General features: G+C 68.9%; 28 protein-coding genes. 8 read left to right on the forward strand and 20 right to left on the reverse strand.

Annotated features, from left to right (window positions below; genetic code table 11):
• Positions 1 to 101: 101 nt before the first annotated feature.
• From SK854_RS05085 to SK854_RS05115, 7 genes are all read right to left on the reverse strand, one after another.
• Positions 102 to 1,571: a hydrogenase large subunit gene (locus tag SK854_RS05085; RefSeq protein WP_319973800.1), complete on the reverse strand. Its 1,470-nt coding sequence runs from the start codon at positions 1,569 to 1,571 to the stop codon at positions 102 to 104.
• Positions 1,568 to 3,025, reverse strand: a complete 1,458-nt coding sequence (locus tag SK854_RS05090; protein ID WP_319973801.1) for a proton-conducting transporter transmembrane domain-containing protein — start codon at positions 3,023 to 3,025, stop codon at positions 1,568 to 1,570. Before SK854_RS05090 ends, SK854_RS05085 begins: the two co-directional genes overlap by 4 nt.
• Positions 3,025 to 3,687 carry a hypothetical protein gene (locus SK854_RS05095; protein WP_319973802.1) on the reverse strand — a complete coding sequence of 221 codons (663 nt, stop codon included), beginning with the start codon at positions 3,685 to 3,687 and terminating at the stop codon, positions 3,025 to 3,027. The genes SK854_RS05090 and SK854_RS05095 overlap by 1 nt, the downstream gene beginning before the upstream one ends.
• Positions 3,688 to 3,699: 12 nt before the next feature.
• Positions 3,700 to 4,647, reverse strand: coding sequence for a respiratory chain complex I subunit 1 family protein (locus SK854_RS05100; protein WP_319973803.1), 948 nt, complete (start codon positions 4,645 to 4,647; stop codon positions 3,700 to 3,702).
• Positions 4,644 to 6,641, reverse strand: coding sequence for a proton-conducting transporter transmembrane domain-containing protein (locus SK854_RS05105; RefSeq protein ID WP_319973804.1), 1,998 nt, complete (start codon positions 6,639 to 6,641; stop codon positions 4,644 to 4,646). The genes SK854_RS05100 and SK854_RS05105 overlap by 4 nt, the downstream gene beginning before the upstream one ends.
• Complete coding sequence (locus SK854_RS05110; RefSeq protein WP_319973805.1) at positions 6,638 to 7,123, reverse strand: NADH-quinone oxidoreductase subunit B family protein; 486 nt, start codon at positions 7,121 to 7,123, stop codon at positions 6,638 to 6,640. The genes SK854_RS05105 and SK854_RS05110 overlap by 4 nt, the downstream gene beginning before the upstream one ends.
• Positions 7,124 to 7,208: 85 nt before the next feature.
• The gene (locus tag SK854_RS05115; protein WP_319973806.1) at positions 7,209 to 7,559 is read right to left on the reverse strand and encodes an ArsR/SmtB family transcription factor; all 351 of its coding nucleotides are present in this window, start codon (positions 7,557 to 7,559) and stop codon (positions 7,209 to 7,211) included.
• Positions 7,560 to 7,665: 106 nt separating this feature from the next.
• On the opposite strand from SK854_RS05115, the gene SK854_RS05120 reads away from it, so the two are divergent.
• Positions 7,666 to 8,058 (forward strand): response regulator, encoded by a 393-nt coding sequence (locus tag SK854_RS05120; RefSeq protein ID WP_319973807.1) that lies wholly within the window; start codon positions 7,666 to 7,668, stop codon positions 8,056 to 8,058.
• Positions 8,055 to 8,450 (forward strand): DUF5313 domain-containing protein, encoded by a 396-nt coding sequence (locus tag SK854_RS05125; RefSeq protein WP_319973808.1) that lies wholly within the window; start codon positions 8,055 to 8,057, stop codon positions 8,448 to 8,450. The genes SK854_RS05120 and SK854_RS05125 overlap by 4 nt, the downstream gene beginning before the upstream one ends.
• A gap of 19 nt (positions 8,451 to 8,469) precedes the next feature.
• On the opposite strand, the gene SK854_RS05130 is transcribed toward SK854_RS05125, so the two are convergent.
• The 3 genes from SK854_RS05130 to SK854_RS05140 are packed head-to-tail and all read right to left on the reverse strand — an operon-like array spanning position 8,470 to position 10,833.
• Complete coding sequence (locus SK854_RS05130) at positions 8,470 to 9,387, reverse strand: hypothetical protein (RefSeq protein WP_319973809.1); 918 nt, start codon at positions 9,385 to 9,387, stop codon at positions 8,470 to 8,472.
• On the reverse strand, positions 9,377 to 9,625 hold the full coding sequence (locus SK854_RS05135; RefSeq protein ID WP_319973810.1) for a hypothetical protein: 249 nt from the start codon (positions 9,623 to 9,625) through the stop codon (positions 9,377 to 9,379). The genes SK854_RS05130 and SK854_RS05135 overlap by 11 nt, the downstream gene beginning before the upstream one ends.
• Positions 9,625 to 10,833 (reverse strand): cation:proton antiporter, encoded by a 1,209-nt coding sequence (locus tag SK854_RS05140; RefSeq protein WP_319973811.1) that lies wholly within the window; start codon positions 10,831 to 10,833, stop codon positions 9,625 to 9,627. Before SK854_RS05140 ends, SK854_RS05135 begins: the two co-directional genes overlap by 1 nt.
• A 160-nt stretch (positions 10,834 to 10,993) precedes the next feature.
• On the opposite strand from SK854_RS05140, the gene SK854_RS05145 reads away from it, so the two are divergent.
• The 3 genes from SK854_RS05145 (at position 10,994) to SK854_RS05155 (ending at position 12,578) form a co-directional block, all read left to right on the forward strand.
• Entirely contained in the window at positions 10,994 to 11,602 is a 609-nt protein-coding gene (locus SK854_RS05145) for a TetR/AcrR family transcriptional regulator (RefSeq protein WP_319973812.1), read from the forward strand.
• Positions 11,599 to 11,733 (forward strand): glycosyltransferase, encoded by a 135-nt coding sequence (locus SK854_RS05150; protein WP_319973813.1) that lies wholly within the window; start codon positions 11,599 to 11,601, stop codon positions 11,731 to 11,733. The genes SK854_RS05145 and SK854_RS05150 overlap by 4 nt, the downstream gene beginning before the upstream one ends.
• A gap of 527 nt (positions 11,734 to 12,260) precedes the next feature.
• Entirely contained in the window at positions 12,261 to 12,578 is a 318-nt protein-coding gene (locus SK854_RS05155) for an AbrB/MazE/SpoVT family DNA-binding domain-containing protein (protein ID WP_319973814.1), read from the forward strand.
• Between the two features lie 40 nt (positions 12,579 to 12,618).
• Here the strand turns inward: SK854_RS05155 and SK854_RS05160 are convergent, their stop codons facing one another.
• Positions 12,619 to 13,590 (reverse strand): integrase core domain-containing protein, encoded by a 972-nt coding sequence (locus SK854_RS05160; RefSeq protein WP_319973815.1) that lies wholly within the window; start codon positions 13,588 to 13,590, stop codon positions 12,619 to 12,621.
• A gap of 216 nt (positions 13,591 to 13,806) precedes the next feature.
• Here SK854_RS05160 and SK854_RS05165 point away from each other — a divergent pair, with 216 nt between their 5' ends.
• Positions 13,807 to 14,397, forward strand: a complete 591-nt coding sequence (locus SK854_RS05165) for a DUF5753 domain-containing protein (protein WP_319973816.1) — start codon at positions 13,807 to 13,809, stop codon at positions 14,395 to 14,397.
• 86 nt (positions 14,398 to 14,483) lie between these two features.
• Here SK854_RS05165 and SK854_RS05170 read toward each other — a convergent pair whose 3' ends face one another.
• From SK854_RS05170 to SK854_RS05185, 4 genes are all read right to left on the reverse strand, one after another.
• Positions 14,484 to 14,894 (reverse strand): hypothetical protein, encoded by a 411-nt coding sequence (locus SK854_RS05170; protein WP_319973817.1) that lies wholly within the window; start codon positions 14,892 to 14,894, stop codon positions 14,484 to 14,486.
• Between the two features lie 8 nt (positions 14,895 to 14,902).
• The gene (locus tag SK854_RS05175; protein WP_319973818.1) at positions 14,903 to 15,784 is read right to left on the reverse strand and encodes a hypothetical protein; all 882 of its coding nucleotides are present in this window, start codon (positions 15,782 to 15,784) and stop codon (positions 14,903 to 14,905) included.
• 92 nt (positions 15,785 to 15,876) lie between these two features.
• A complete protein-coding gene (locus SK854_RS05180) occupies positions 15,877 to 16,182 on the reverse strand; it encodes a hypothetical protein (RefSeq protein WP_319973819.1) in 306 nt (101 codons plus the stop codon).
• Positions 16,183 to 16,326: 144 nt separating this feature from the next.
• On the reverse strand, positions 16,327 to 16,464 hold the full coding sequence (locus SK854_RS05185) for a hypothetical protein (protein ID WP_319973820.1): 138 nt from the start codon (positions 16,462 to 16,464) through the stop codon (positions 16,327 to 16,329).
• 233 nt (positions 16,465 to 16,697) lie between these two features.
• Here SK854_RS05185 and SK854_RS05190 point away from each other — a divergent pair, with 233 nt between their 5' ends.
• Complete coding sequence (locus SK854_RS05190) at positions 16,698 to 17,849, forward strand: helix-turn-helix domain-containing protein (RefSeq protein WP_319973821.1); 1,152 nt, start codon at positions 16,698 to 16,700, stop codon at positions 17,847 to 17,849.
• Positions 17,850 to 18,030: 181 nt separating this feature from the next.
• Positions 18,031 to 18,291, forward strand: a complete 261-nt coding sequence (locus SK854_RS05195) for a hypothetical protein (RefSeq protein WP_319973822.1) — start codon at positions 18,031 to 18,033, stop codon at positions 18,289 to 18,291.
• A gap of 73 nt (positions 18,292 to 18,364) precedes the next feature.
• Here SK854_RS05195 and SK854_RS05200 read toward each other — a convergent pair whose 3' ends face one another.
• The 5 genes from SK854_RS05200 to SK854_RS05220 all read right to left on the reverse strand — a co-directional run bounded on the left by SK854_RS05200 (position 18,365) and on the right by SK854_RS05220 (position 22,787).
• Positions 18,365 to 19,627 (reverse strand): glutamate synthase-related protein, encoded by a 1,263-nt coding sequence (locus SK854_RS05200; RefSeq protein WP_319973823.1) that lies wholly within the window; start codon positions 19,625 to 19,627, stop codon positions 18,365 to 18,367.
• Complete coding sequence (locus SK854_RS05205; protein ID WP_319973824.1) at positions 19,624 to 20,616, reverse strand: asparagine synthetase A; 993 nt, start codon at positions 20,614 to 20,616, stop codon at positions 19,624 to 19,626. The genes SK854_RS05200 and SK854_RS05205 overlap by 4 nt, the downstream gene beginning before the upstream one ends.
• A 33-nt stretch (positions 20,617 to 20,649) precedes the next feature.
• Positions 20,650 to 21,885: a methylaspartate mutase gene (locus SK854_RS05210; RefSeq protein WP_319973825.1), complete on the reverse strand. Its 1,236-nt coding sequence runs from the start codon at positions 21,883 to 21,885 to the stop codon at positions 20,650 to 20,652.
• Complete coding sequence (locus SK854_RS05215) at positions 21,882 to 22,319, reverse strand: cobalamin B12-binding domain-containing protein (protein ID WP_319973826.1); 438 nt, start codon at positions 22,317 to 22,319, stop codon at positions 21,882 to 21,884. Before SK854_RS05215 ends, SK854_RS05210 begins: the two co-directional genes overlap by 4 nt.
• A 102-nt stretch (positions 22,320 to 22,421) precedes the next feature.
• Positions 22,422 to 22,787 carry a nuclear transport factor 2 family protein gene (locus tag SK854_RS05220; RefSeq protein WP_319973827.1) on the reverse strand — a complete coding sequence of 122 codons (366 nt, stop codon included), beginning with the start codon at positions 22,785 to 22,787 and terminating at the stop codon, positions 22,422 to 22,424.
• Positions 22,788 to 22,912 lie beyond the last annotated feature (125 nt).

The raw sequence follows: 22,912 nt of genomic DNA on the forward strand, positions 1-22,912 counted from the left end.
CTCAACATCTCTCCTCGACCGAAGAACTCAATGATCTGCGCACTTAAACAAGTTTGCAAGTGTTGGAGCGTGCGAGTCCGCACACACCCGATCGGGTGGCCCTACAGGTCGTTGCCGGCGTAGGAGAGGTTGAAGCTCTTGTTGGTCAACGGGAAGTCGGGAACGATCGTGTCGGCCAGCGCGACCGGGAGCGCGGGCCAGTTGAAGAAGCTGGGGTCCACGACCTTCACCCGACTCAGCCTCCCGTCGCCGGCGAACTCGACGCGATGCACGATCGTGCCGCGCCATCCCTCGACGATGCCGACACCGGACCGGCCAGTCCTCCTGGCAGTCCGTGCGGTCGCGGCGGTTCGACCGCCCAGCATGTCGATGAGGCTGGTGATCCTGGCGATCGAGGCGACGACTTCCTCCGCCCGCACCAGAAACCGGGACAGGACGTCACCGTTCGTATGAGTGTGGACCGCGCGGGGGAACTCCGAGGACAGGAACGGGTGATCATGTCGGGCGTCGATGGCCAGGCCGCTGGCGCGGGCCACGACGCCCAGCGCGCCGAGGTCAGCGGCCTGGGTCTGACTCAGCAGGGCGGTGCCGGTGAACCGGTCGGCCACGACGGTGTTGGACAGTGCCAGCGCGACGATCTCACCGACGTCGACGCCGATCGCGGCCAGCTCACGCGGGTCAGGAAGTGCGGTGATCGTGGCACCGCCGACGTGGATGGCCCCGCGCAGCAGCCGGTGACCGGTGACGGCGTCGTTGATGCGCAGCAGGCGTTCGCGAACGCGCTGGGCATGGGCGTTGAGCACGCTGTAGGCGACGTCGTTGCACAACGCGCCGATGTCGGTGATGTGGTTGTAGAGCCGTTCGAGCTCGAGCAGGATCGCGCGGATGCGTTGCGCGTCCTCGGGCACGGGCAGACGGTGGGCGTCCTCAACGGCGAGGCAGAAGGCGAGCGTGTGGCCGACGCTGGTGTCACCGCTCACCCGTTCCGCCAGTTCGATCCCGTCCTCCGGGATGCGACCGTGGAACAGCTTTTCGAGTCCTCTGTGGACGAACCAGAGCCGCGCCTTGAGGTTGAGGATCGTCTCGCCGACCACGGAGAACCGGAAGTGGCCCGGTCCGATCATGCCGGCGTGCACCGGCCCGACCGGGATCTCGTAGACGCCTGGTCCCTCCACGGTCCGGAACGGGTAGGGGCCGTCGAGGTCTCCGAACTCCGGCGGGTCGCCCGCGTCGGTGAGCATCGGGTACCAGCCCTGAGGCCAGTGGAAGTGGCGCACCAGCCGTCGCGGTAGCGGGTGGTCGGCAGGCACGATGCCGAACAGGTCGTGCATCTCGCGTTCGAACCGTCCGGCAGCGAACGACAGCCGTGCCAGGCTCGGCACCTCAGGCGCGTCAGGATCCAGCGGGACGTGCAGTTCGAGCCGCCGATCCGGCGCGGCGGCGGTGAACAGGTACACCGCGCGCAGGCGATCTATGTCGTCATGGCCGGCGACCAGCGCGAGCCGGTATCCCTGTGCCAACAGGGAACTGGCGTGCTCGGGCAATTCCGCAGGGGCGAGGGTCGTGATCATCGAGTCACCACCAGGGTGTCAGTGGCCAGGTCCAGCAGTACCGGCAGCGGTCCCGCGGCGACACCGAGCACGGCACACGCGAGCAACCCGCCCGCCAGCGCGATCGGGATCGGCGAGGCCGCCGCGGTGTCCGGAGTGAACAGAGGCGGTCCGAGGAGCATTCGGCTGGTACGGACGATCAGGGCGGCGGCGACCACCAGCACCAGCAGCAGCGCGGCAGCGGTCGGCAAGCCGAGACCGGCGGTGAAGCCGGCGCGGACAATGCCGAGTTCGCTGGCGAACAAGCTGAACGGAGGCAGGCCGATCAGCGCGAACACGCCGAGACCGAACGTCACCGCTAGCGCCGGGTGGCGTGCCAGCAAGCCGCGCACTCCGTCGACCTGGCTGGTGCCGGTGATCTGCAGGACGCGGCCGGCGCCGAGGAACAGCACCGACTTGACCAGCCCGTGGCCGAGGACGTGCAGCAGTGCGGCGGCCAGCGCGAGCGGACTGCCGATCGCGGCGCCGAACGCGACCAGGCCGAGGTGCTCGATGCTGGAGTAGGCCAGCATTCGCTTGTAGTCCCGCTGGGCGATGAGCAGCGACGCGGCCAGCAGCAGTGACGCCAGCGCCATCACGGCGAGCAGCGTGCGGGCGAACCCGGTGCCCAGCGCACCATCGCTGATCACCTTGACGCGCAGGATCGCGTAGAACGCCACTGACAGCAGCACCCCGGACATCAGTGCCGACACCGGCGCCGGTGCTTGGGAGTGCGCGTCCGGCAGCCACGCGTGCAGCGGGGCCAGGCCGGCCTTGGTGCCGAACCCGAGCACCAGCAACATGATCGCGATGCGGGTGACACCGGGATCGAGGCCTGGTGCGTAGGTGGCGAGCGCGGTGAGATCCAGCCCGGCGGTGCCGGGAGCGTGGGCGGCGGCGAAGTTGAGCACGATGGTGCCCAGCAACGCGAGCGCGATACCGGCCGAGCAGATCACCACGTACTTCCACGCCGCTTCCACGGAGGCGCGGGTGCGGCGCTGCCCGACCAGGAACGCGGTGACGATCGTGGTGGCCTCGACCGCCACCCACACCACGCCGAGATTCGCGGCGAGTACCGCCAGCGCCATGGTGGCGAGGAACAGCTGCACGAGCATGCTGTGTCGTGCGGCGGTACGGCCGGTGGCTCGTTCTGCTGTGATCTCCTCCCGCAGATACGACGGGGTCGCGGCGGTGGCGATCAGCCCGACCGAGCCGATCACCAGCAGCATGAACGCCGACAGCGCGTCCACTCGCAACAGCCCGCCCAACGCGGTCAGCGGCCCGGATCGGGTCACCGCGACCGCCAGGAGGATCGCGGCGGTCAGCACAACGCTCGCGCTCAGCGCGCTGATCCACGCGGTGGCGCGTCGCCAGCCGAACAAGAGGTAGGTGAGTGCGCCGAGCACGGGCACTCCCACGGGAACTAGCACAGTCATCAGTCGCGCAACTCCCGCAGTTCGTCGAGGTCGGTGTCGCCGAAGGTCTCCCGCATCCGGGCGGTGAGAATCTGCAGGACCAGCACCGCCAGCAGCACGTCCAGCGACACCCCGAGCTCCACCACGAGGCCCACCCCGGTGGTGGTGAGGAACCCGACCGCGGTGATCCCGTTGTCCATCAACAGAAAGCCGACCAGCTGCGACAGTGCGCGACGCCGGGTCACCAGCACGAAGAACCCGATCAGCACCACGGTCAGCCCGACCGGGATCGCCTGTGTCGCCGCCGAGGACGCCAACGCCACCAACGGCTGCGACACCGCGTAGGCCAGCAGCGTCAGCGCAGCGGCTGCCAACAGCGACGACGCCACGTTCACCAGTGGGCTCGTCTCCCGCTGCGACTCCCCCGCACCTGCCAGGGCCCGGCGCAACAGGTAAGGCAGCAGTCCCGCGCGCAGCACCAGCACTCCCACCGCCACGGCCCACAGCTCCACGGAGTTCTCGTGGGCTGCCAACACACCCACGAGGACGGCAAGTGCGGCACCCTGCAACGCGAACACCCGGATGATCACCGCGAGCTCGCGGAGCCACAGCACCAGCACGGCCGTCAACAACAAGGCACCGCACGCCAGATCCAGCAGCGACACGTACAGGCTCTCGCTCATCGGCATTCTCCTTCAGGCCAGGAAGAACGAGGCCGCGACGGCCAGCAGCGCCAGCACGAACGACCCGGCCAGCAGCTCGGGCACCCGGAACAGCCGCAACTTCGCGACGAACACCTCGCCGGCCGCGAGCAGGACGCCGAGCACACCGACCTTGACGACCAGGGCCAGCACGCCGATCAACAGCGCCGGCGGAGTGGCCGTGGTGGCGATTCCCCACGGTGCGAACAGGTTCGCCAGCAACCCAAGGAACACCGACAGCCGCATCGCCGATGCCAGTTCCACCAGTGCGAGGTCAGGGCCCGCGTACTCCAGCACCATCGCCTCGTGCACCATCGTGAGTTCGAGGTGTGTCGACGGGTTGTCCACCGGCAACCTGCCGGTCTCCGCGATGATCACCACGATCAGGGCGACCGCGGCCAGCAGGCTCACCGGGGAGATCACCCGCGCCGGTTCGTGCAGGGTCGAGGACACGATCGCCGCGAGGTTGGTCGACCCGACCCGCACCGACAACGCGAAGATCGCCACCAGCAGAGTCGGCTCCACCAGCGCGAGAATGGTCATCTCCCGGCTGGCGCCCATCCCGCCGAACGCCGTGCCGGTGTCCAGTCCCGCCAGCGCGAGCGCCACCGCGCCCAGCGCCAGCAACGCCACCACCGCGAACAGATCCGCCGCCGGATCCAGCGCTGAGTCGGTCGTCACGAACGGCGCCACGATCGCGACCACCACAGTCGTGGCCACCAGCACCAGCGGGGCGAGACGGAACACCTCACTCGTGCCGCGCGGAGTGATCGATTCCTTGCGCAGCAGCTTGCGCAGATCACGCCACGGCTGCCAGACCCCGGCGCCCGCCCGGCCCTCCATCCTGGCCCGTACCTGCCGCATCAGCCCGACCAGCAGCGGCGATCCAGCCACGATCAGCACCGGCTGCACGACCCCGCCGACCACCCCGAGCGCGCTCATCGGCTCGTCGCCAAGAGGATCAGCACGCCGCAGACCGTGTAGAAGCCGTAGCCGAGGTAGCGATGCACGCTGCCCGATGCCAGCCCGCGTCCGGCCCGGCCCCACAAGGCGATCAGGCCCAGCACCGGCTGATAGAGGCGCCGCTCGATCCGGTCCGGCACCGTCCTGCGGTATTCCACCGCTCGCACCAGGTACCGGGACTCCTCGTGGTGAGTCACGTCCACGTCCAGCTCCGGCTGCACCACGTCGTCGAACACCCGCTGCAACGGCTCGGCGAACGACGTCGCCGTGTACTCCATCCGCGCTGACATGGGACCCCCGCCGCAGTCCCACAGCCGGGCTTCCCGGCGTGCCCTCCGCACTGCCACCACCCGCACCGCGCCGGCCACCGCGATCATCGCTGCGACGAGCCCGAGCGCGAGCAGCAGCGGCGACAACGCGCCGGTAACGCCGGTCAGCCGCAGCGTCACCTCGCCAGACACCGCGTCCCTGCCTGCCGCGGCCTGCACGGCAGGCAGGATCCCTGCAGGCCAGATGGCGACCATCAGACAAGCGAGCGCCGCAATGCCCATCCCGGCGAGCATGGTGGCCGGGCTCTCGTGCGCGTTCGCCGCGGCCTCGCTGCGCGGTTTCGCCAGGAATCCCACCCCGAACGCCTTCACGAAGGTGGCCACCGCCAACCCGGCGGTCAGCGCCACGGCCGCCACCGCGACCGGCACGGCGATCGCCGCCGCCACCCCGCCTGCGGGCAACCCGTGTACCAACGACTGCAGCAACAGCCACTCCGACACGAACGCCGTCCCCGGCGGCAACGCCGACGCCGCCAGCGCCCCCAGCCCGAACGCGGCCGTGGTCACCGGCATCGTCGGCCGCAACCCGCCCAGCGCATCGAGATCCCGGCTGCCGGTGGCGTGCAGAACCGACCCCGCCGCCAGGAACAACAACGTCTTGAACGCCGCGTGGCCGACCACGTGCACCAGTGCGGCGGTCAGGGCGAGCCCGGCCAGAACACGATCCCCGGAGGAGGCGAACAACCCGGCCGCGCCGACTCCGACCAGCACCAGGCCCATGTTCTCCGTCGTCGACTGCCCCAGCAGCCGCTTCAGGTCCGAGCTCATCGCTGCGTGCAGGATCCCGTACACGGCCGACACCGTGCCCAGTGCGAGCACGAGCAGCCACCACCACGCCACACCACCGCCGAGCAGGTCCACCCCGACCCGCACCAGCCCGTACACCCCGAGGTTCACCATCGCCGCCGACATCAACGCCGACACGTGGCTCGGCGCTTCCGGATGTGCGCGCGGCAGCCAGGCATGCAGCGGCACGATCCCCGCCTTGGACGCGAATCCCGCCAGCGTCGCCACGAACACGACCGCCGCCACGGCGGGAGAGAGGCGCGGACCTGCTTCGCGCAGCGCGGTGAACGAGTCGTCGCCGGTGTGCGCGACGAACACCATCAGTCCAATCAGGACGGACATGAAGCCCAGATGCGTCATCACCGCGTACCACCGGCCCGCCGAGGCCACCTGCGGGCCACGCCGGTGCTCGGCGACCACCAGCACCAGCGACGCCAGCGCCATCAGTTCCCAGCACACCAGCAACGTGCCCACGTTCGCCGCGGCGGGCACCAGCACCATCACCACCACGAACAGCGGCAGCGCCATCTGCACACCACGTGCCCGCAGATCCGCAGTGTCCGCATAGGACATCCCATAGATCCCGGCGGCCACCGCGACACCACCGGTCACCGCCACGAACAACCCACCCAGCGGATCCAGCGCCAGCGACACTCCGGACAGCGGCAACAACCCAGGCAGCACAACAGAAAACGACTCCCCGGCCAGCGCCGCGGCTCCCGCGACCGTCGCCACCACACCCGTCAACGCCGTTCCCGCGCCCAACACGACCGTCCGCGCCGGGACGACGAATCCAGCCAATGCGGTCAACAGCCCGATGGCCACCACCGCGGCCACACCTGTCGCGGCGAGGTTCATCGGCCGGTCAGCTTCCGAAGTCCCTCGATGATCGCCTCCGGCCGCGGCGGACACCCGGCGATCTCCAGGTCGACCGGCACCACGTCGCGCACCGCACCGGCCACCCCGTAGGCACCGGCGAACACTCCGCAGTTGCGTGCACAGTCCCCCACCGCCACCACCAGCTTCGGCGCTGGGACCGCGTCGAACGTACGCCGCAGCGGCTCGGCCATGTTCCGCGTCACCACACCGGTCACCAGCAACGCGTCCGCGTGCCGAGGCGAAGCGACCAGCCGCGCCCCATAGCGCTCACCGTCGTAGACCGGCCCGAACGCCGATCCGATCTCGACCTCGCAGCCGTTGCACGATCCCGCGTCGACGTGCCGGATCTGCACCGACCCGCCCAGCACCGCCGCCTGCGCCGGTCGGTCGCCCACGGGCAGCGGCGGCGCAGGTTCGGCCACTCGCCCGGTCCGGCGGATCTTGCGCCACAAACTCAGCACGCTGTTTGCTCCCGCGGTGGAGTCGGTAGTTCGTAGGAGGGTGTGGCCACCCCGCCTCCGGTGAGGGGCACGGGGTGACCACGGCTCAACCGCCGCGCGGCACCGGCAGGCTGGCGGTGCGGAGGTCCTCGAGCAGTTCGACCTTCCCGGACAGCACGGCCGAGAGGATCCGCCGTGCCACGACCAGCAGCTCGGCCACGTGCGGGCTGGTCAGCGAGTAGTAGACGGTCGCGCCCTCTTTGCGGGTGGTGACCAGGCCGGCCCGGCGCAGCACCGCCAGCTGCTGGGAGAGGTTCGCGGGCTCGACACCCACCTGCGGCACCATCTCCGCGACCGCGTGCTCACGCCTGCCGAGCAGCTCCAGCACCCGGATCCGTGCCGGATGCCCCAGTGTCTTGAAGAACTCCGCCTTGAGCTGGTACAGCGGCTTGCTCATCCGCTCACCCTCCTTGCTCATGCGAAGCCCGACAGCTGGTCGCATGCTTCAACACTTGCTAACCTTAGCAAGTGTTGAAGGCCGCACAACCCGACAGGACCACACCGTGACCGGAACTCCCGACCAGCTGAGAGTTCTCGTCGCCGACGCCTCCCCGTTCTTCCGGGACACGCTGCGGGACGTTCTCCAGGGCGCCGACGACATCGATGTCGTCGCGGTCGCGGGAACAGCGGACGACGCGATCCGGCTGGCGGAACAGCACCTGCCGGACGTCGCCGTGGTGGACGTACACCTGTCCGGCGACGGCTTGCACGCCATCCGCCGCATTCATCAACGGGTGCCGGCCATCAGGCTCGTCGCGTTGTGCGGCTTCATCGACGCCCCGTCCGAGTCCGAACTCGCAGAACTCGGCGTGGTCGAGTACGTCATCAAGGGCGTGCCGAACCGCAGGATCATCGCGGCCATCCACCGAGCGGCCGAGGAGAACGCGGACCGATGACACTGCGTGGAACCAGACCCAATCCGGCCCAGTGGCTGTGGTACGCGGTCGGCGGACGACTGCCACAACGATGCAACCCGTGGGTGCTGCACGACGTCACCTGCCGCACGTGGGCGGTACGGCACTTCGTTCGCGGCTTCGTCCAGATGTCGCCGATCCTGCTGCTGCTCCTGCTACCCGGACCGCTCTACATCCGAATCCTGTCGATCCTGCTCGGCATGTTCGTCGGCTACTTCTACTCGATGACCTACATGTGGCACACCACCGAGCAACGCCTCGTCAAACAAGGCTTTCCGCGCGGCCTCGGCGAGCAGACCCGCCGAGCCAAACATGCTGAGACTGACGCGCGCGCCAAAGCCGCCTACGAACGGCTTTACCGCGGCAACTCCTGAACCAACAGGTGAAGTACCTCTACTGCTTGGGCGACGCTGCGCCGTCCGCGCGTGACGGCTGTTGCTGGCCACCCCGGCTGAACACCGTCACGAGGCTGAGTCGCGGACCCAGGTACGACATGTCGTTCGAGTCCAGGTCAGGCTGGATGAAGTGCTTGCGGACGAACTCGTCCATGAGTTCCTCAGCGATCTTCCGATCGCCGACGCGGCCGGCGTCACGCCGCTGCTTGGCGAACGCTTCGATCGCGGACACCCTGAGCGAACTCCGCCGACGGTCGAACTCGTCGGGAACCACGGGCGGGGTCACCGGTGTGACCTGCAGGAGTTCCCGGAACGGAACCGACACATCGATCCGGGGACTGTCGCTGCGGCGCACGTGCAGCCGAACTGTCCACTCGACACGGTCGCGCTCGACGACGATCCGTGCCGAGACGAGTTCGGGTCCGGTGGCCGCGGCGCGCACTGGGAGTGTCAGACGCAGGTCTGCCGATCCCAGCTCGGCCACAAGGGGTGTGAGTAGTGCGCGGCTGGCTCGGTGAGCGGACACGCATGTCGCGACCGCGACCGCCCAGCTGAGGAAGAACAGGATGGCCGGTCCTGTCAGTGCGTCGGAGGTCCGGCTCGTGGCGATGTCGTAGGCGGGAACCGCGACGAACAGCAGTTGCACTCCCACCGCGAGGAACGCCGCGGGCCGCCACAGCTGAGGATCAAGAGGTGCCTGGTGCCGGAGCCACAGGCGCAGCACCACCGCTGCGATGGCCACGGGCGCCAACGAAATCACCGTCGGCCAGATGCTTCCGTCTCCGGCCGTCACAACGATCATCGTGCACAGCAACAACTGCAGCGCCGGCAGGACGACGGAGAACACGGTGATGTGCCGCTGACTGCGTGACCAGCGTTCGCGCAGAGCCGCTTCTGCGGCTTCGTCAAGACTCACTGCGATCTCGCTGCTTGGTGTCCTTAGGTGGTTTGACGAACCACAGCCACAACATGCTGACGCCGGTCACGGCAAGTCCGAGCGAGTCCGTCCAATGGCCGGTGAACTCGCCGTCGAACCACACCAGCACCCAACCGAGGGCCGCAGGCAGCTGCACGTACCAGTAGCGGCGCGGGATCGCTGCGAAGGACAGCAGCACGAGCGCTGCCCAGATCAGTGTCGGGTTCAGCGACTCCATCACGGTTGCTCCCGAACAGGCCTCTCAGGCTGCCCTGTGGGTAGTCCGTCCGGTGGCTCGACGCTCAACGCCTTCGCCACGGGCACGTCCGTCGACGAGTGCAGGACGATCGACAATGCGATGGTGATCGCGACCAGGTCGAACACGTGCTCGCCGGCGGGTATCCCTGCTTGCAGCACGAGGAGCCCGTAGACCACGGACGCGAAACCCTTGGGGCCGAACCACGCGGCCACGGACCGTTCGCGTGCGGGCAGCGGCGTGCGCAGCAGCGACAGCATCATCGCCGCCGGACGTACGAGCAGGATCGCGATGATCGCGACCGCCCAGTCCCCCACGCTCAGGTGCGAGATGCGCTCGGGCGTGATCAGTGCGCCGAAGACGAGCAGGGCGGCGAACTTGGTGATCTCGGAGAGCAGGTCGCCGAAGTGCTCGAAGTGTTCTGCCGCGACACGGTCCAGCGTCGCAATGGTCGATCCAGCGGCGAACGCGGCGAGGTAGGGGTTGGCGTGGGTGAGGTGGCAGGTCGCGTACAGCATCACCGCGATCGCCAAAGGGCCGAGCGCCTGCAGCCGCGGTTCGGCGGTGAAGATCCGCAACCGCCACGCCAGCACCACGATCGCGGGGATCACGACGCCCAGTGCGAGTCCTGCGGCCAGTTCGATGCCGATGGTGAGGAAGTCGGTGTCCCTATTAGCCGCGGTGGCCAGGAAGATCAGCACGAACGGCAGGGCCAGACCGTCGTTGAGCCCGGACTCGACGTTGAGCAGGCGCCGCAACCGCATCGGCACGTCGGTGCGGCCGACGATGGCGGAGGCGAACACCGGGTCGGTCGGCGAGAGGATCGCGCCGATCAGGAACGAGGTCGTCCAGTCCAGGCCGGTGAGGAAGTGCGTCGGCACGGCGATGCCGACCATGGTCAGCGGCATGGCCAGGCCCAGCGCCCTGCCCGAGAGCCGCCACCCCTGTTTCAGGTCGGGCAGGCCCGCTCGCTGGCCGTCGGTGAACAGAACCGTGAACAGTGCGAGATCAGCCAGAACGGTGACGAACGCGCTGTTGGACGGAATGTCGACGAGCCCGAGACCACCCTGCCCGATCAACGCTCCGGCGACTAGAAACATCAACGCGGTCGACAGGATCGTGCGAGCGGCGAGACCGGACAGCGAGACGCTGATCAGCAGGACCAGACCGAATGCGAGCACCAGCGCCATCGACGAACCCCGTCCACGTCAGCCACACCCACCACGGTCTCGTGATGGGCATTGCCGACCAGACTTCCCGGCGCACCGCGCGCAAAGATGCCGCAAAGGTCTGCTCAAAGCAAACCGAAAGGTCTCGACAAGAACTGAACATGTGTTTAGTGTTTTGAACATGCGTTCAGCCTCTGATCTGACTGCGCGGGCTCGCATCCGCGACGCGGCGCTGGCCCGGTTCGGCACCGACGGCATTGCCGGCACCTCGGTCCGCGCGGTGGCTGCGGACGCCGGGGTCTCACCGGCGCTGGTCGTGCATCACTTCGGTTCCAAGGAAGGACTGCGGCAGGCGTGCGACGACTACGTCCTCGACTCGATCCGCAGCGGCGGCGAGGCGTCTGTCGAGGCCTTGGACGAGATTCTGCAGGCGGCAACACCGGTTCGGCGTTACTTGGCGAGGGCGTTGCTCGACGACACGCCCGCGGCCGGTGCTCTGTTCGCCGAGATCGTCGAACGCACCGAGGCGTGGCTCGCGACCGGCGAAGAGGAAGGCTGGGTGCGTGCTTCAGCAGACGCCAGGGCACGGGCGGTCACCTACGTGTCGTGGTTGCTGGCACCCCTGGTGCTCGGCGACCAGGTGGGTCGTCTGCTGGGCGGCGACCCCGCCGAGACCGCCACGGCGGTGCGCGGAGCCCGTGCCGGTCTGGAGATGTTGACTCACGGCCTGTTCGCCGATGACCGCTGGCTGAAGGCGTTCACCGACATCAATGAGAGGACGCGGCCGTGAAGGTCTTACTGGTCGCCCATGGCACACGCGGAGACGTACAGCCGCTGCTCGCGTTGGCGGTGGCGCTCAAGAAGGCGGGTCACAAGGCTGTGGGTGCCGAAAATTACGTCCACGCAGGTCAAGGAGCATGACGATACTTGTGGTGCCGCACCAGCGAGTGATCGTCATGTGCCGCACTCGTTGTAGTGCCGCTCGTACTCGCGTAGCGCTTGCCGCAGATGGGCCTGACTCCGATATCAGCGAGCGATCCAACACGTCGCCGCGAAATTTCCTGACCCAGTTGATAGAATTCGGCGGCGAAAGATTGAATTGCATCGACTGGCCCTCTATACTGGGTTCGAGCTATCCAATAGCGCATGAACACACGAACTGCGCAAGCTTGCTACGTATGGGAACTCAAGTCCCCCCTCGGACACGAAAATGTCGCAAATTTGCGACGTCTACGTGGCAGGTGCTCAAGTCCACTTGAGCACCTGTTTTGCGTTTCCGTGCCACGTGAAGGTGGCGTTCGATGACGATTTCCTACATCCGCCCGATCGTCCCGGACACCACCTCCGAAAAGACACCGGGCACATCCACGCGCGCGGCTGGCCAGCCTCTCCCCCTTATCGCTGTCCCCGTATCGCGACCACTCCGGCTGACCAACGTCTTGTACCGGATGGCCGCCGTCGACCAGCGCGGCCGAGTCGCAGACCGCCACGTCACGGCCGCGCTGGAGTGGAACGCGGGCACGCGGCTAAGCATCCGCGAACACGACGGCCTCCTGGTCGTGGCCGCCGACCCACACGGCCTGTTCCAGCCGACCAAGCAGGGCTACCTCCGTCTCCCGGCTGATGCCCGCCGCAGGGCGGGCATCAGCTCCGGCGACCGCGTCCTCCTGGCGGCCCACCTCGACCGCCGGACCGTGACAGTGTTTCCGCCCGTCGCCTTGGACAACCTGGTGCTGCCAGTCCTGCCCGGCGGTGAGGACGTATGACCGGCGCACCGTGTACCGCCCGGAAAGTCATCGCTTCAGCTCAAGCCGCATATCGGTACTCGTTGATCACCCCGCCGAGGATCCGCGTGCGGACGGGGCGACGGCCAGAGACGTCAAGATCGTGCACCGTTCCGGTGTGTTCGTGAACGTCTGGCGGTAGCTGGTCGCGGGCCTGGTGGGGCCGGTGCTCGTTGTAGTGCTTTTGGTAGGCAGCAAGTACATGACGCGCGTGACCTTCTCCCATGATGAGGACGTGGTCGAGAATCTCACGGCGGATGCTGCCGATGATCCGTTCGCAATGCGCGTTCATCCGCGGGGCTCGCGGTGCAGTCGCAATCACACGCAGTTCCTCTGCCTCAAATACGGCGTCGAACGCGTCGCCATACTTACCGTCGCAGTCACGCAGCAAGAAGCGGAGAGACTCCATGCGCGCTCCGAGCTCGCCGGCCAAGTTCCTCGCCTGCTGCACCGTCCACTCTCGCGTCGGATGCGCGGTGACGCCGGTGATGTGCAGGCGCCTGGTGCCGTGTTCGAGAAACGCCAGCGCGTACAGGCGTGCTCCGAGCACGGTGTCAATGTAGAAGAAGTCCGCCGCGATGATCCCCTCGGCCTGCGCGGTCAGAAACTCCCGCCACGTCAGGCCGCCTCGCCGCGGCGCCGGATCGATGCCCGCGCGGTTCAGGATCTCCCAGACCGTCGAGGCACCCAGGCGATGACCAAGCCGAACCAGCTCGCCATGGATCCGCCGATGACCCCACCGCGGATTCTCTCTAGCGAGTCGGAGCACGAGCGTCTTGATCGCTGCTGCGGTTGAGGGACGCCCGGTTCGCCGGCGCGTGGTGTGATCCCACTTCCGGGCGATGAACCTGCGGTGCCAGGCGAGCAACGTCCCAGGGGTAACCGGGAAGACCTCCTGCCAGCGCGAGCGATGCACCAGTCTTGACAGCACCGCGAACCAGAACCGGTCCGCAGGCTCGTAACGAACCGGCCCCGCCAACTGCCGACGAAGCACAACGTTCTCGTGCCGCAGAACAAGAAGCTCCGCATCCTTAGCGCCTCACCTCGAAGCAGCACCGCCGGAACAGCCACCAACTTGCAGACCACCCGATACAACAGCGAACCGACCACCCAGACATGCTCTCAGCTGGGAATACCGCACCGCTCAGAGCACCGATGACTTTCCGGGCTGCACAAGTTCGTGATGTCGCAGGCGAAACACGCTGTGCAGGTGAGGACGCTCCAGCGGCCACAAAGGGCCATCTTCGACCCGGCTGAGGACTTCCCTCTTCTGATGGCCGACGCGACACAACTGCGAACGTTCGCCGTGGACACGGTGCTGGCCATCTTCCAACTCGTCGAATACATGACGGCAACGATGCAGCGCGACGGCCCGACCAAAGCCGCGCAGCTCTCGCGCGTCAGAGAGACGTGGGCAACGCGATCGAACAGCGACGATCCCGTTGCCGTAGAGGCAGTGTTCCCGGAAGCGGTGTTGTGCCAGGTTGTGGGTGGCGGGCGTGTGTTGAAGGCACAACTGTTGCGCCTCATGGAAGTGAGCGAGCTGCCAGAAGTGAGCGTTCGAGTCGTGCCTCACTCGGCCGCTGTCTACCCTTCGATGAGCTGCCCGTTCACGTGGCTGAGTTTCCCGCACCGACAGCACAACGATGTCGCATACGCACAAATGTTCCTGCGCTCCGAGTACGTGGAAACTCAAGCCGAGATCGAGCTGGTGGCGGAGCGGTTCTCAGCGTTGCGTGCGCTGTCGCTCGACGAAGGCGCGTCGTTGGAACTCATCGCCGAGGCAGTTACGCGCGTCTAGCTCATCCGACCTGGCAGCAACCCTCCGCCCAGGGTCGCCGCAACGGATGAACGGGCCTCCCTCAGGAACCCCGTTCAGCTCAGGGCCTACTCGGCAGCGCGCTTTGTGGCCTCGAGGCCGGCTGGTTCGGTCGGCCCCGTGCCGGCACTCTCGACGGAAGGGTGGCGCCGCCGTTGGAGCTCATCGCGTTCGGCGTCCGGGATCGTCATCGACTCGGCGAGCACGGCGGCGAGCGCGGCCACTTGGGTGTTGTCGACGTCGGCGTGGAAGAGCCAGCGGATGTTCTCGTCGCGTGTGATGAGGTCGATCGCCGAGCGTGAACTGCTGTCCGGTGCGGTTGGGGCGCGGACGTAGCGCACCTGGTCTGTCGGGATGTCCTGGTGGATCTCGGCCTGCTCTAGCAACGTGTTCGTCGTGGCCAGGATGATGCGGCGATCCGTGACGGCGACCAGTGTCCTGTCCGTGGTCTTGTCCATCGCTGCCGCGAAGATCCCCATCGCTCCGCCTACGATCGCGGAGATGGGGCCGTCGTCGTCCAGCTGTTCGGGGAAGCCGAGGGCGCGGAGGGCCTCGCCATCTTCGAAGAGCCAGCGCAGGACGCGAAGGTACGGCTCTGGTCCAGTGATTTGGGTCCGCAGATGACGTCGGGGGCGTCGAGCGGTGGGATCGGCGGGTGGAGAGCGTCGGCTAGAGGCTCGATGACTTCCAGGAGCCGGGCAGAGGTTTCGCGGGCTGCCTTCACGTCCTTGCGCTTGCCCGACAGCGGCCATGCGTCGGGGTGGCGGAGCTCGACTGTGAGCCGGAGTTCGCGGACCAGCGCGTCTACGAGGCTTGTCATCTCGGCGAGGGTCGAGTCGAACTCCACGCGGGTGTCGCGGGCGATGACCTCGGCGTACTGCGCCTCGGCGGCGTCTTCGCGTCCGGCGGTTCTCGCCCTTGCGGCGCGGAGCGCGTGATACCCCGTCCACGCGTTGAGGGAGGACAGCAGGGCGCGAACGTCGAAGGCGATGACCTCGGCGTTGGTCTGCAGGTACTCGCGGTGGGCGCGTGCGTCGGTCCGGCCGATCTGCTTGACGTGAGCGCGGACGTTTCCCTGGTAGAGCTCGAGTTGCTTCTGCAGCAGCGCTCCGCTGCCCGCAATGTTGTCCCACAACGACGCTGGGACCGACTCGATCTCTCTGGCCTGGTCGACCGCGCGATCGACGACGGCGACGAGTCCCGTCAGTTCGGCCCACTGATCCTTGCGGACGGTGGTGAGGACCTGGTTCGTCACCGCGAGGTTGGTCCTGACGAGGCCCGAGACCTCGTTCAGCATCATCTGCAACGCGACCATGGCCAGTGCCGGACCGACCGAGGCCGCGATCGACGCCTTGCTCGCCGCAGTCACTGGGACCAAGCGTGCCTGGTGCACGATGCGGCCTGAACACATTACAGTTCCGAGGTTCGCGCCGTCCTTGACGGCGAGCGTCGCGCCGCTCCTCAGCCGGGCCTGTGTCGTGTGCCGAGCCTGTAGAGCCCCTGGACGCTGGCGAACGCGTTTCCGAGGTTGCCGGCCACGGTCGCCGTGTTCCCGATCGAGGCGAGGATCGCTGAGATCTGTTTGCGGTCGGCGGCCGGCACGATCCCGAAGTCGATCAGGTCGGGCTTCAGGTCCGACGGGACCTCACCGGCGACAACAGCCACCCCTGGGAGCACCTCCACCAGGAGCGTCGACGTCGAGTCATCCGCAACGGGCGAGTCTGCGGTATCTGTCCGACCACTCTCCTCGGGCTCGGCGATCTCCATCGAGCCCCAAGGGTCCTGCATGCGATCGTCTCCCCACCGGCGCGCAACGGCCGGGCCTCGTCGGCGCTGACCGCAGGAGTCCACGGCTCCATGCCTTGGGGACAGCCCGAGTCCACCGGGATTGAGCAACCGGTGGTGGCGAGCTCACTCCCAGGGGTTGCTGCCGGCCACCGTGGTGGGGGTCGTGTCGGTGACGGCGTGGGCGGTCGTGGCGCCGAGGGTGGTCAGGGCCGCGAGGACGAGGGTGGCGGCGGCGATTTTGGCGATGACGGTGCGGGTCATTTGGGGCTCTCCTAAGTTGTTTTCTCCGGCGACGAGGCAAACGTTATGAGACTCGATAATCTCGGAGCTATCACGTGGTTTATCCCAGCACTATCACCGCGACAATGGCGCCATCAGACAGGCTCTGAACTGGGAAGATGCGGGATTGTGCCGGTGTTTTGTGGTCGGGATATACGCGGGGATGTCAGCGTGATAGCGAGGGTGCAGACGATTGGCACGACAAAATCGCCCCCGTGAAAGAGGATGCCGAGATGGCCATTCCGCCCGCCTTGGACCCCGGACTTCCGCCCTTCGCCCGGCTGTTGCGCAGGCACCGCAGCCGGGTCGGGTTGACGCAGCGGGAGCTGGCCGATCTGTCGACGGTGAGCGTGCGGGCCATCCGGGATCTGGAGCAGGGGCGGGCGTTGCGGCCTCGGCCGGACACCGTGCGGTTGATCGCCGAAGGGTTGCGGCTGGGCAGCCGGGCTCGGCACGACCTGGAGGTGGCCGCTGACCCTGACCGGCGCCCTGAGGTCGACTCAGCCGCTGCGGTGCCGCCCACCTCGTTGGCCGCGCAGGTGGGGCGTGACCTCGAGACCGGTGTGCTGGCGGCTGAGCTGGCCGACGGGTGTCGGCTCGCTACCGTCGTGGGGTTGCCCGGTGTGGGGAAGACGCGGTTCGCTGCGGCGGTGGCCGGGGTGATGCACGCCAGGATGCCGGTGCTGTGGGCAGGGCCGGATGGCACGCCGTTGCGGGACCCGCGCCTGGCCGAGTTGGTGACGGCGTGGTCTACGGCCGTGCGCACGGGTGGACGGGTGGACGACGACCTCGCCGAGGTGGTCGGCGCTCGGTCCGCGCTGGTGGTTCTCGACGGGGTCGACGGGCCGGTCTGCGGGGACAGCGTGCTGCGCCTGCTCGCCGACTGCCCCGGGGTGCGGGTGCTGATCACCGCGCCGGCGCCGCTCGGGCTCGCCGGGGAACGGGTGTTCCTCCTCTCGGGCCTGGAGCCCGCCGACAGTGCCCGGCTGTTGCTCGCCGACCACGGTGGCGCGGCGGACCCGGTGGACGTCGATCGCCTGTGCCGTGCCCTCGACGGACTGCCCGCGGCGCTCGCCGCCGTCGGTTCGTGGCTGTCGGTCTACCCGTTGCCGGAACTGGCCGCGACCGACCCGACCTGCCTGCTCGACGACACCCTGTTGCGCGCCCTGGCCGGCGCCGCCGAGCCCTACCGCCGGATCCTGGAGAACCTTCCGCCGCGCTTCGGCCCGTCGGCCGACACCGGCCGCCTGCTGCGCGACCTCCTCCAACGCGGCCTGGTGCGGCCCGTCGAGACCGATACCGGCCGCAGCTTCACCGTCTCCCCTCTGATCCGCTCGGTGCTGGCGGCCACGCCGCCGACGCCCTGACACGCCCCCGGTCTGCCTCCGCGACTGCCGAGGACGCCGCCTTCCTCGTGGTGGACTGGTCTTCGGCGCCGAGCACGGGAGCGTGACCATGGCCCACATGACCGACAACGGTCCGATAGGCGTCGCAACGGCATCCCCTGTGCACGCCTTTTTCGTTCCCTCCGGCCCGGAGGTCCTCAGCGTGTGGCCACCCACCCCGCACGCCCGCCGGGCGGCGGCGTGGGCCCTGCGGACGCTGGGGTACAACCACCTGGGCGGCCTGGTCTGCCTGATCGCCCCCACCTCCGACGCCCGCGCGGAGTGCCTGGCCACCGCACTGGCCGTCGCCGACGCGGCAGCCGGCGGGCACCGACCACCGGGACCACTCCCGGACCTGGCCGTCCGCCTGCGCGCCGACCCGGTCCACCTGTGCGGCCTTCGTGCCGCCGCGGGGCTCGACTGAGCCAGGAACACCACGTGCCCGCACCGGACATCGGTGCGGGCACGTGGTGTTCCCAGGACACAGAGGACGTCAGCTATCCCTGCGCCACCAACGGTCTGCCGGCGGGGACCGACCAGCCGTCCGGGGACCACAGGTCCTCAGTGGACAAAGCAGCCGGGTCGTACTTGCCCAGTGCGCTGATGAGGAGACGCAGTTCCAGGATCATCGCCTCCACCAGGCGGGTCAGGCCCGAAGCGGGGTTCTCGTCGACCGCCAGCAGGGCCGCCCGACCGAGGCCCGTGGCGGTGGCCCCGGCCGCCAGGCACTTCACGGCGCGCAGCCCCTCCCAGACCCGGCCCGACACCAGGAGACAGCCACGCGGGGAACCGATGCGGCGCAGGCATTCCGCGAGTGGGAGGCCGACGCCCGCCAGCGACGCCGTGGGGGCCCAACCGCTGCCACCCTCGGCACCGTCCACGGTGACCGCGTCCGCGCCCGCCTGCCACGCCACGTCCGCCGCCGCGGCGACGTCGCGTCCCGGCGGAAGCTTCACCCACACCCGCGCACGCGGATAGTTGTTGCGCATCAGGCGGACCTGCTGCCGGAGGATCTCCTCGGTGAACGTCCCAGGGCTGGCGCAGCGCAGCACCCGGTCCCCCGCGGGGTCGATCAGCGTTTCCAGGGCGAACTGGTCGGCCAGCCGGTCCGCCTGGGCGCGATCGACGACGGTCAGGCCGCCGATCCCGGGTTTCGCGCCCTGACCGACCTTGAGCTCGAAGCCCAGCCGTCCCGACTCCAGCAGGGAACGCGTCGCCGGGTCGCTGTAGACGCGGTTCCAGACCTCGGCGTCGGCGTCCTCCGTGCTCTGCTGCACCACGACGCCGCCCACCCCGTCCGGGACGTGGCCGGCGTAAGCGGAGATCCTGGCCAGCAGGGACCGTTCGCCGGTGTAGCCGTCGACCGGGACGACGTTCTCGCCGACGACCATCGGTATGCCGAGGGCACCCGCCTGGGCGGCGGCGGCACGGCCCAGGTCGGTGCCCACGGCACGGGTCGACCCGAAGGCGGACAGGTACAGCGGTAGCCGTGCGGCGAAACCGCCGACGGTGGTCTCCAGATCGACGTCGCCGTGCAACGGTTCGCGGGCCAGGTCGATGAGCTTCTCCAGGCGCCGCGGCATGAACACCGGCGGCACCAGGCGAACGGCGTCGAGGGCGTCGCCCGGCGAAGAGCCCTCCGGCTCGCCCAGCAGGGCGCGGCCGTAGTCGGTCAGCGGGGGGAACGCCGCCGCCGCACCGGTGCGGGCCCGCTCCCGGACGGCCTGTTCCGGGAAGGTGTCCGCGCGCAGCGCGGTCACGGGGACACCACGCCGGGGATCTTCGGGAAGGCGCTCGCCTGCCAGACCGCGTCCAGCCCGCACAGGTAGCGGACCAGCCGCTCCAGGCCGATGCCGAAGCCCGCGCTGGACGGGACGCCCTCGCGCACCATCTTCAGGTACCAGGCGTACTTGGCCGGGTTCTCGCCGGTTTCGCGCATCCTGGCGATGATGGCGGCGTACTCGTGTTCGCGTTCGCTGCCGCTGCACAGCTCGCCGAAGCCCTCGGGGGCCAGCAGGTCGAAGTTGAGCAGGTGGCCGGGGTCGGCCGGGTTCTCGCGGTCGTAGAAGCCGCGGGAGCCCTTGGGGTAGTCGGTGAGGAAGAACGGCCTGCTGGCCTTGGACGACAGGACCGCCTCCCCGACCCAGTCGATCTCGGCGTCGGGGTTCTGGGCGTGCCCCGTGTCGTGCAGGTCGGCGACCGCGGCGGCGTGGGTGCGTCGCTCGAAGGCGCGGCCGGACAGCAGATCCGCGAAGGCGTCCGGGTCGCGGCCCAGGACTTCCAGCTCGGCGGCGCAGCGCTCGACGACCCGGCGCACGACGTGCACGACGAGGTTCTCGGCCACCCGCGTGGCGTCGTCGCGAGAGGCGCCGGCGACCTCGACGTCGATCTGGTGGAACTCGGCGAGGTGCCTGCTGGTCGAGCTGGTCTCGAGCGGCTCCAGACGCACGTTGGGGGCGATGCAGAAGATGCGGTCGAAGGCAGTCAGCGACGCCTGCTTGTAGAGGATCGCGCTGGTCATCAGTTTGTAGCGGTGGCCGTAGTAGTCGACGTCGACCTGCTTGGCCCCGCGCGCGCCGGGGTCGGTGACCGGGCCGATGACCGGGGGAAGCATCTCGGTGAAACCCTGCCCGCCCAGGTGCTCGCGCACGGCGTCGAGCACGCGGTGCTGCACGCGCAGCACCGCGCGGGTGGCCGGTGAGGTCAGATGGGCGCGCGGGTCCGCCGGCGCCGGGGTGGTGGTGTCCATCGTGGTCACTCCTTGGGGACGGGGGCGGGGATTTCAGCCTCGGTCGAAGGTGCGCTCGACGTGGGTGAGCGAGCGCAGCAGTTCGTCAGCGGTGGGTGTGGCGGCGGGGACGGCACGGTCCGCGGGCAACGGCAGGGCACCGAGGCGCGACCACTGCAGCCGCCCGTCGCCGTCGACGAACGCCCGCGTGCGGCCGGCGTTGTCCTGGTGCAGGCAGTAGGGCACGTCGAGGTAGCCGCGCTCGACCGCGCGGACCAGGGCGATGCCGACGTCGGGCGCGAGATCCAGCACGGCCTCCACGAGCACGCGGGCCTCGGCGAGCACGCCGGTGTCCTCGACCACGCCACCCGGCTCGGCACGCGCCGCCGCTGCCCCGGCGGCCACCAGCGCCGCGACGTTCTCGGCGACGGTGGGGATGCGGTGCGCCTCCGCCGTCGTCTTGACGATCAGCCTCTCCGCGCCGGTGCGCACGGCCAGCTCCGCAGAACGTTCCAACAGGGCGGTCGCGCCGCGCGGGGTGCGCGGGAACACGCCCATGTACGTGTAGAGCACGACATGCCAGTCCACATCGGACAGATGTTCGGCGGCGAGGGCGCGCAGTGCCGCCACGGCCTCGGCGTCCTGGTCCTGGTCGGTCTGCTGGGCGTAGCTCAACGACATGCTGTCCACGCCGTGCTGGCGGAAGAACAGTCCCTCCAGCACGCTGATCGCCACCAGCAGGCTCGGCGGGCACAGCTGGCCCATCATGCAGCCGCCGAAGGACTCGAGGTGTGGCCGGGCGCCGCGCTCGCGGGCGTCGGACAGCAGCAGGCAGGACTCGGCCCACGCGCGCACCGACTCGGCGACCGGGACCCTGCTGTAGGGCAGGCAGTACGACAGCGGCCCGCCCTCCGTCGCATCCAGACCGGCGGCCAGTAGAGCCGCGACGATCTTCTGCGGGCACGCCGAGCCGTGGCGCACCTGCACCGGGAAGTCCGGTCCGTGCAGGCCGTTCAGCACGGACCGGGTCATCTCGGGCGAGTGGGTGGCGATGGGATAGCCGTTGAGGTCGGCGCCGACGGCCAACGCCTTGCGTACGGCGACGTGGTCCCCCACGCGCGTGAAGCTGTCCACGGTGATCGTGCCCGCTGCCCGCACCCCGGCCCCGTGCACCGCGGCGAGACCTGCCCGCATCTCCGCCGGGCCGGGCACGCCCATCCTGGGCTGCACGACCAGTTCGCCCGCGGCGGCGGCACGGGCGACGAAGTCGCCGAACGAGCCACCGGTCACGACCGCACTCCCACGGCGAGCCGGTCGACGTAGCCGCGGAACGACGTGATCGCGTCGGCGTCCTCGAACACCGCGTCGAACCCGGCGGCCAGCAGCTCCTGCGCGTGGCCGCCGCTGCCGTCGACGCCGAGCTTGCCTCCGATGACGACCGGGGTGCTCGCCAACCGTGCGCGCAGCGGTCCGATGACGCGCCTGGCGTCCTGGAACCCATGTCCGTTCACGCTGCTGAGCACGACGAGGTCCGGTGCCACCTGTCCGCACCGGGACGTGAGCAGTCCGTCGGGGACGCACGCACCCAGGTTGGTCACGCGGTGGCCCATCTCCTCCAGCACCAGCTGCAGGTAGACGAGGTTCCAGGTGTGCGCGTCGGAGGCGAGCCCGGAGACCACGATGTCGAGGCGGGCTGCGTCCGGCCGGGCGGCGTCCAACTCCATGGGGCGAGCTCCCTGTGTCGCGGGGTGGTTCCCTGCCCCGAAACTAGAAGCCCCGCCCCGCGCCGCCAGGCAGCGGCGACGGCAGCCGTCCGGCAGTTGGCGCTATAGGGACGGCGGATCGAAGTAGTAGAAGCGCCGGCTGCACAGCAGCAGTCCCTCGTCCGACAGGGTCACGACGTCGGCGAACTCGGACGGAGTGCCGCTCTCCGCCTCCGGAGGCGGGGTGTAGCGGCCCACGACGACCACGGTGTCCTTGCAGGCCACGACTTTGTGGATGTGGTGCCGCCCCCGCAGGGCGGGAATGGCGTTCAGCAGCCGGACGGTGTCCTCCCGGCCGTGTCCCGGTGGCGCGTCGTGGCGTTTGAGCTGCATGTCCGGGTGCAGAAGCGAGGCGTAGCCGTCCAGGTCCCCCATGTCGAGGTAGTCGTAGGAGAGGCGGACGTGGTCGGCGCCTGCGGCGGAGCTCATGGCGGTTCTCCTCACGCGATGAACGACAACCGTCCCGCCGCCGGGCAACCTGCCGATATCTCCACGCTATCGCCGGGTTGTACTTCTTCGTGACCGTCTGATTACCTCGGGGTGTCTCAGACCTC

Origin of the sequence: Lentzea sokolovensis (genome assembly GCF_033949975.1) — a bacterium.
Taxonomy (GTDB): domain Bacteria; phylum Actinomycetota; class Actinomycetes; order Mycobacteriales; family Pseudonocardiaceae; genus Lentzea; species Lentzea sokolovensis.

Coding starts and splice junctions, on each gene's coding strand:
- SK854_RS05085 (WP_319973800.1), bottom strand. CDS start 1,571: ATGATCACGACCCTCGCCCCTGCGGAATTGCCCGAGCACGCCAGTTCC.
- SK854_RS05090 (WP_319973801.1), bottom strand. CDS start 3,025: ATGACTGTGCTAGTTCCCGTGGGAGTGCCCGTGCTCGGCGCACTCACC.
- SK854_RS05095 (WP_319973802.1), bottom strand. CDS start 3,687: ATGAGCGAGAGCCTGTACGTGTCGCTGCTGGATCTGGCGTGCGGTGCC.
- SK854_RS05100 (WP_319973803.1), bottom strand. CDS start 4,647: ATGAGCGCGCTCGGGGTGGTCGGCGGGGTCGTGCAGCCGGTGCTGATC.
- SK854_RS05105 (WP_319973804.1), bottom strand. CDS start 6,641: ATGAACCTCGCCGCGACAGGTGTGGCCGCGGTGGTGGCCATCGGGCTG.
- SK854_RS05115 (WP_319973806.1), bottom strand. CDS start 7,559: ATGAGCAAGCCGCTGTACCAGCTCAAGGCGGAGTTCTTCAAGACACTG.
- SK854_RS05125 (WP_319973808.1), top strand. CDS start 8,055: ATGACACTGCGTGGAACCAGACCCAATCCGGCCCAGTGGCTGTGGTAC.
- SK854_RS05135 (WP_319973810.1), bottom strand. CDS start 9,625: ATGGAGTCGCTGAACCCGACACTGATCTGGGCAGCGCTCGTGCTGCTG.
- SK854_RS05140 (WP_319973811.1), bottom strand. CDS start 10,833: ATGGCGCTGGTGCTCGCATTCGGTCTGGTCCTGCTGATCAGCGTCTCG.
- SK854_RS05145 (WP_319973812.1), top strand. CDS start 10,994: ATGCGTTCAGCCTCTGATCTGACTGCGCGGGCTCGCATCCGCGACGCG.
- SK854_RS05155 (WP_319973814.1), top strand. CDS start 12,261: ATGGCCGCCGTCGACCAGCGCGGCCGAGTCGCAGACCGCCACGTCACG.
- SK854_RS05170 (WP_319973817.1), bottom strand. CDS start 14,894: ATGGGGATCTTCGCGGCAGCGATGGACAAGACCACGGACAGGACACTG.
- SK854_RS05180 (WP_319973819.1), bottom strand. CDS start 16,182: ATGGAGATCGCCGAGCCCGAGGAGAGTGGTCGGACAGATACCGCAGAC.
- SK854_RS05185 (WP_319973820.1), bottom strand. CDS start 16,464: ATGACCCGCACCGTCATCGCCAAAATCGCCGCCGCCACCCTCGTCCTC.
- SK854_RS05205 (WP_319973824.1), bottom strand. CDS start 20,616: ATGGACACCACCACCCCGGCGCCGGCGGACCCGCGCGCCCATCTGACC.
- SK854_RS05215 (WP_319973826.1), bottom strand. CDS start 22,319: ATGGAGTTGGACGCCGCCCGGCCGGACGCAGCCCGCCTCGACATCGTG.
- SK854_RS05220 (WP_319973827.1), bottom strand. CDS start 22,787: ATGAGCTCCGCCGCAGGCGCCGACCACGTCCGCCTCTCCTACGACTAC.